Annotated in this window: 5 protein-coding genes; all 5 read left to right on the top strand. The window is 65.7% G+C overall.

Annotated elements, in window-relative coordinates; genetic code table 11:
• Positions 1-59 precede the first annotated feature (59 nt).
• Positions 60-1,454, top strand: a complete 1,395-nt coding sequence (locus tag EN738_RS30565; RefSeq protein WP_127286868.1) for a flagellar hook-length control protein FliK — start codon at positions 60-62, stop codon at positions 1,452-1,454.
• Positions 1,384-1,974 carry a transglycosylase SLT domain-containing protein gene (locus EN738_RS30560; protein WP_245494819.1) on the top strand — a complete coding sequence of 197 codons (591 nt, stop codon included), beginning with the start codon at positions 1,384-1,386 and terminating at the stop codon, positions 1,972-1,974. Before EN738_RS30565 ends, EN738_RS30560 begins: the two co-directional genes overlap by 71 nt.
• A 234-nt stretch (positions 1,975-2,208) precedes the next feature.
• A complete protein-coding gene (locus tag EN738_RS30555; protein WP_126058474.1) occupies positions 2,209-2,877 on the top strand; it encodes a response regulator transcription factor in 669 nt (222 codons plus the stop codon).
• A gap of 97 nt (positions 2,878-2,974) precedes the next feature.
• On the top strand, positions 2,975-4,228 hold the full coding sequence (locus tag EN738_RS30550; protein WP_126058473.1) for a flagellar hook protein FlgE: 1,254 nt from the start codon (positions 2,975-2,977) through the stop codon (positions 4,226-4,228).
• 30 nt (positions 4,229-4,258) lie between these two features.
• Positions 4,259-5,188 (top strand): flagellar hook-associated protein FlgK (gene flgK, locus EN738_RS30545; RefSeq protein WP_127286867.1); only part of this gene is annotated, 930 nt, incomplete at its 3' end.

The raw sequence follows: 5,188 nt of genomic DNA, 5'->3' as shown, positions 1-5,188 counted from the left end.
ATGATGCAGACGCGCCGCCAACTCAACAAGATCGACCAACTGCTTGGAGCCGCCCCGAAATGACCACCAGCCTCGGCCAGGCCCTCCCGGGACTTGTCCCCACGCACGCCGCGTCCAGGTCGGGCGCGCCGGCCGCGAAGGGCGAGGACACGAGCTTCGGCGATCTGCTGCGCGGCGCCGAAAAACAGTCCGCGCAGGAAAACGGCCAACCGGCTGAAACCGGATCCCCCGATGCGCGCTGGAACAGACGCGCACTGGCCAGTCCCGGCAAGACGCAGCCCGAAGGCGATGCTCCGGCGAAGGCCGCCGCGCCAAAGTCAGCGCTCGGCAAGGCCGTGAAGGACGAGGCCGATACCGATGCGGACAAGGCCTCGGCGGGTGCCGACCCGGCCGCGCAGACCGCGAATGCCGGGCCGCTCAAGGACAGCCTGCCATTGCTGATGGCGTTGAACGACATCGGCCGTTTCCAGCCATCGGCCAGAGCGGACGGCGACGATGCCGCGCCCGACGGGCCGGAGCCGGCGCTGGACCGCCAACCGCAATCGTCGCGGCGATTGCTTTCGACCTTGCAAGAACCCGATCAGACCTCGGATCCCGAGTCCAATGATGCCGGTGCCTTCTCCCGGTCCGAACGTGCCTCGAACGCCGAGGCCTTTCCCGGCAAGCTCCGGCAGCCGGAAGCCATCAGCGCCGTCTTCAAGGACCTGCCGCGCCGGGATGGCGGCGCCACGGCGCCACCTGAGGATCAGACGCCTGCGGACGTATCGGCAGCGCCGGCGAAGCGACCGGCATCGTCATCGAAAACCCTTGAAGCAATACGGTCGGCGACGCCGTCGGAGCAAGGAAAACAGGCGTCGTCGGCTGCGCGCATCGACATCGTCGCCGAGCAGAGCTTCCCGGCCCCGGCGCAGAACCCGCTAAACCAGACGGCTTCGGCGCTGGTCGACGCGCTGGCGTCGGACAATGGCTTGCCGCAGGCCTTTTCGACCCCCTCCGCGGGTTCCCAACCGCCCGGTTCTGTTGCCGTTCCGACACATATATTGAAGATCGAGCTTCACCCGGCCGAGCTTGGCATGGTCACGGCCAGCCTGCGGCTTTCCGGAGAGCAACTTTCGATCGAGCTGAAGCCCGAAACCCATGACGCACATCGTCGTCTCGCGGCCGACAGCGAGGCGATCGTCAAGTCCCTGCGCGGGCTCGGCTTCGACGTCGACAAGGTCACGGTACTGCAACCCTCGATAGCAACGCCAGCAGCCGCGCGCGTCGACGCCAACAGCTCGCTGCCGATGTCGCCAGGCCGCGAGCAATCCGCCTTTCAGCCCGGCAACTCGAGCGGCAACAATGCCGGCTCCGGCGGTCAGCAGCCGGGAAGGAACAACAGCAATGACACACCGGACAGCGGCCGCGCTGCTTCGCCTGCTCGCGAGCGCACTGGCGACGGCATGTTTATCTAGCGCCGCCATCAGCGCCGCGAGCGCCGCCGCCAACCCTTGCGAACCCGAGATCCTGCGCGCCGCCGACCGCTACGGCGTGCCGGCCGGCATCCTCTATGCCGTTGGCCTGACGGAGACCGGCAAGAAGGGCAGCCTTCAACCTAATGCCATGAATATAGAGGGAAAAGCCATCTTCCCGCGAAGCCGGGCCGAGGCCCTGGCGACGTTCGAGGGCGCCCGCCGCGAGGGCAAGACGCTGATCGATCTCGGCTGCATGCAGATCAATCATCATTACCACGCGTCGCACTTTCGCAGTGTCGAAGACATGCTCGACCCGCGCCAGAATGTCGACTACGCGGCGCGCTTCCTGGTCAGCCTGCATGCCCGCCACATGACCTGGTCGATGGCGGTGGCCCGCTATCATGCCGGCCCCGGCAACGACCCCGCGCAGAAGGTCTATCTCTGTCGCGTCATCGCCAACATGGTCGCCACCGGCTTCGGCAAATGGACGCCCAACGCCCGCTCATTCTGCAACCCATAGATGCACCTATGTTCCAAGGCGCACAGGGGCTTTTCGGCCTCTCCGGCGCTTGCCACATCGTTCTGCGCGGCGCGCGCCGATGCACTCCGGTACACCCCATGCGACCGCGCTTATTTTCGGGTCCCCAAAAAACTCCCAAGAAAATAGCTACAAGAAATGACGGTTGTTCAGGATTCTCGCCACCGGTTACGCCTCCTTCCACGGGGCAAATGAGATGATTCGGAGGGCGGGCCGATGATCGTGATCGTTGACGAGCGTGAGCTCGTAACTGAAGGCTACAGCTCACTTTTCGATCGCGAGGGGGTCGCCAGCGCGGGCTTCGCGCCCAGCGAGTTCGGCGAATGGGTGAGCTCCGCGGCCGACACCGATCTGCGCTCTGTCAGGGCCTTCCTCATCGGCGACTGCCGCGAGGGCGCGATCTCGCCGCGCCAGATCCGCGACCGCACCGGCGCGCCGGTCATCGCGCTCAGCGAACAGCACTCGCTGGAAAACACGCTGCGGCTGTTCGAGAGCGGCGTCGACGACGTCATCCGCAAGCCGGTTCACATCCGCGAGATCCTGGCGCGCATCACCGCCATCCGCCGCCGGGCGCATGAGGACGTGACCTATACCGAAGTCGGTTCGATGCGCATCTTCATGGACGGCCGCGATCCCGAGATCGACGGCGAGCCGCTGCCTCTGCCGCGCCGCGAGCGCCGCATCCTCGAATACCTGGCCAGCAACCGCGGCCGACGGGTCACCAAGACCCAGGTCTTCAACGCCATCTACGGCATCTTCGACGAGGAGGTCGAGGAGAACGTGGTGGAAAGCCACATCAGCAAGCTGCGCAAGAAGCTGCGCGAAAAGCTCGGCCATGATCCGATCGATTCCAAGCGCTTCCTCGGCTACCGGCTGGTGTTCTGATGGCCGAAACCCGCGCCAGCCTCGCGCAAGACACGCGGCATAGGCTCGCGGCCACTGTCATGGGCCCCACCGTCGTGGGTATTGAGGAGACGTTTCGATGAGCCTCTACGGAATGATGCGGACCGGCGTCTCCGGCATGAACGCGCAGGCCAATCGCCTGTCCACGGTCGCCGACAACATCGCCAACTCCGACACTACGGGCTACAAGCGCTCCTCCGCCGAATTCTCGACGCTGATCATGCCGGGCACCGGCGGCGCCTACAATTCGGGCGGCGTCACGACGACAATCCGCTCCGCCATCAGCTCGCAAGGCGTGCTGCAATACACCACCTCGGTATCCGACCTTGCCGTAAACGGCGATGGCTTCTTTGTCGTGCAGGATCCGAGCGGCACGCCCTATCTTACCCGCGCCGGCGCCTTCGTCGCCGACGCCCAGGGCAGGCTGGTCAATGCCGCCGGCTATCAGCTGATGGCCTACAGCTACGCCAATGGCGATCCGGCAGCGACGGCCAACGGTTTCGAGGGCCTGGAGCCGGTGCAGATCTCCGACCAGGAAATGACCGCGACGCCGAGCACCGAAGGCGTCTTCAGCGGCAATCTGCCGGCGGGTGCCACCCCGCCTGCGGGCGCCTTGCCGTCCAGCAACAGCGCGACCGCTGAATACACCTCGAAGTCGTCGCTGGTCGCCTACGACAATCTCGGCAACAAGGTGCTGCTCGACGTCTATTTCACCAACACCGGCTCAGGCGCCTGGGAGGTCTCGGTCTTCGATCAGTCCAAGGCCACGGCCGGCACGTCCTTCCCCTATACCGGCGGCGCGCTGGCCTCGGCCAACCTGACTTTCGACACCACCACCGGCAAGCTCACCGGCGCTACCACCGGCATCTCCTTCACCGTGCCGAACGGCTCCACCCTCGACCTCGACATGTCGAAGCTGACCCAGCTCGGCACCGGCTTCACGGTTTCCGAGGCCGAGGTCAACGGCAACGCGCCGAGCACGATCGAGAAGATCCAAATCGGCCAGGACGGCATCATCTACGCGCAGTATGAGGACGGCTCCACCAAGCCGCTCTACAAGATCCCGCTGGCCGACGTGACGAGCCCGGACCGGCTCACCGCCCTGCCCGGCAACGTCTACGCACAGAGCACCGATTCCGGCGCGGTGCGCATCGGCTTCGCCAATGAAGGCAAGCTCGGCTCGATCGTCTCCGGCGCGCTGGAAAATTCCAACGTCGATATCGCCGAGGAACTGACCAACATGATCGCGGCGCAGCGCAGCTACACCGCCAATTCGAAAGTCTTCCAGACCGGTTCCGACCTGATGGATGTCCTTGTCAACCTGAAGAGATAACTGTCGGGCCCCGGCCCGTGAAAGACCCGCATGTCGCTGACCTCCGCCTTGAGCATCGCACAGTCGGCGCTCCTGACCACCTCGAAGCAGACCAGCATCGTCTCGCGCAACGTTGCCGATGCTTCCAATAGCGACTATGCCCGCCGCACGGCCGTCATCACCAGCACGGCGCCGGGCGCCCGCTCGGTGGAGATCCAGCGGGCGGCCAACGACCTCCTGTTCCGGCAGAATTTGAGCGCCCTCTCCGCATGGAGCGGCCAGAGCGCGCTCTACAGCGGCATGGACCAGCTGGAGCTGGCCGTCAACGGCGTCGACAACGCGTCCTCGCCCTCGACCGCGATCGCCAATCTGCAGCAGGCGCTGCAGCTCTATGCGACGACGCCGTCCAACCAGAATCTCGGCGCCAGCGTCATCGACGCGGCCAGGGACGTCGTGCGCTCGCTGAATGACGGCACCCAGGCGATCCAGGATTTCCGCACCCAGACCGACGGCCAGATCGCCACCGCGGTCGATGACCTCAACAAGCTGCTCAGCCAGTTCCAGGACGCCAACAAGGCCGTCATTTCCGGAACGCGTTCGGGCACCGACGTGTCCGACGCACTCGACCAGCGCGACGCGATCCTGAAGAAGATCGCCGAATACGTTCCCGTCTCGACCTTCACGCGCGGCGACAACGACATGGTCATCACCACCACGGACGGCACGACGCTGTTCGAGACGGTGCCGCGCTCGGTGACCTTCACGCCCTCGTCCGGCTACACCGCCGGCACTCCCGGCAACACCATCTCCATCGACAACGTGCCGCTCTCGGCCGGCAGCGGCGGCAATACCAGCGCCGTCGGCAAGCTCGCCGGCCTGATCACCTTGCGCGACGGCGTCGCCGCCACCATGCAGAGCCAGCTCGACGAGACCGCCCGCGGGCTTATCACCGCCTTTGCCGAGCCCTCCTCGTCGCAGCCC

It is taken from the genome of Mesorhizobium sp. M4B.F.Ca.ET.017.02.2.1, from assembly GCF_003998955.1.
GTDB lineage: Bacteria > Pseudomonadota > Alphaproteobacteria > Rhizobiales > Rhizobiaceae > Mesorhizobium > Mesorhizobium abyssinicae.
The sequence above is the reverse complement of the archived record's forward strand: the minus strand, read 5'-3'. Positions and strand labels throughout refer to the sequence as shown.

What these genes read in the sequence shown, in the direction of transcription:
- EN738_RS30565 (WP_127286868.1), top strand. Translation starts at nt 60, where the DNA reads ATGACCACCAGCCTCGGCCAGGCCCTCCCGGGACTTGTCCCCACGCAC.
- EN738_RS30560 (WP_245494819.1), top strand. Translation starts at nt 1,384, where the DNA reads ATGACACACCGGACAGCGGCCGCGCTGCTTCGCCTGCTCGCGAGCGCA.
- EN738_RS30555 (WP_126058474.1), top strand. Translation starts at nt 2,209, where the DNA reads ATGATCGTGATCGTTGACGAGCGTGAGCTCGTAACTGAAGGCTACAGC.
- EN738_RS30550 (WP_126058473.1), top strand. Translation starts at nt 2,975, where the DNA reads ATGAGCCTCTACGGAATGATGCGGACCGGCGTCTCCGGCATGAACGCG.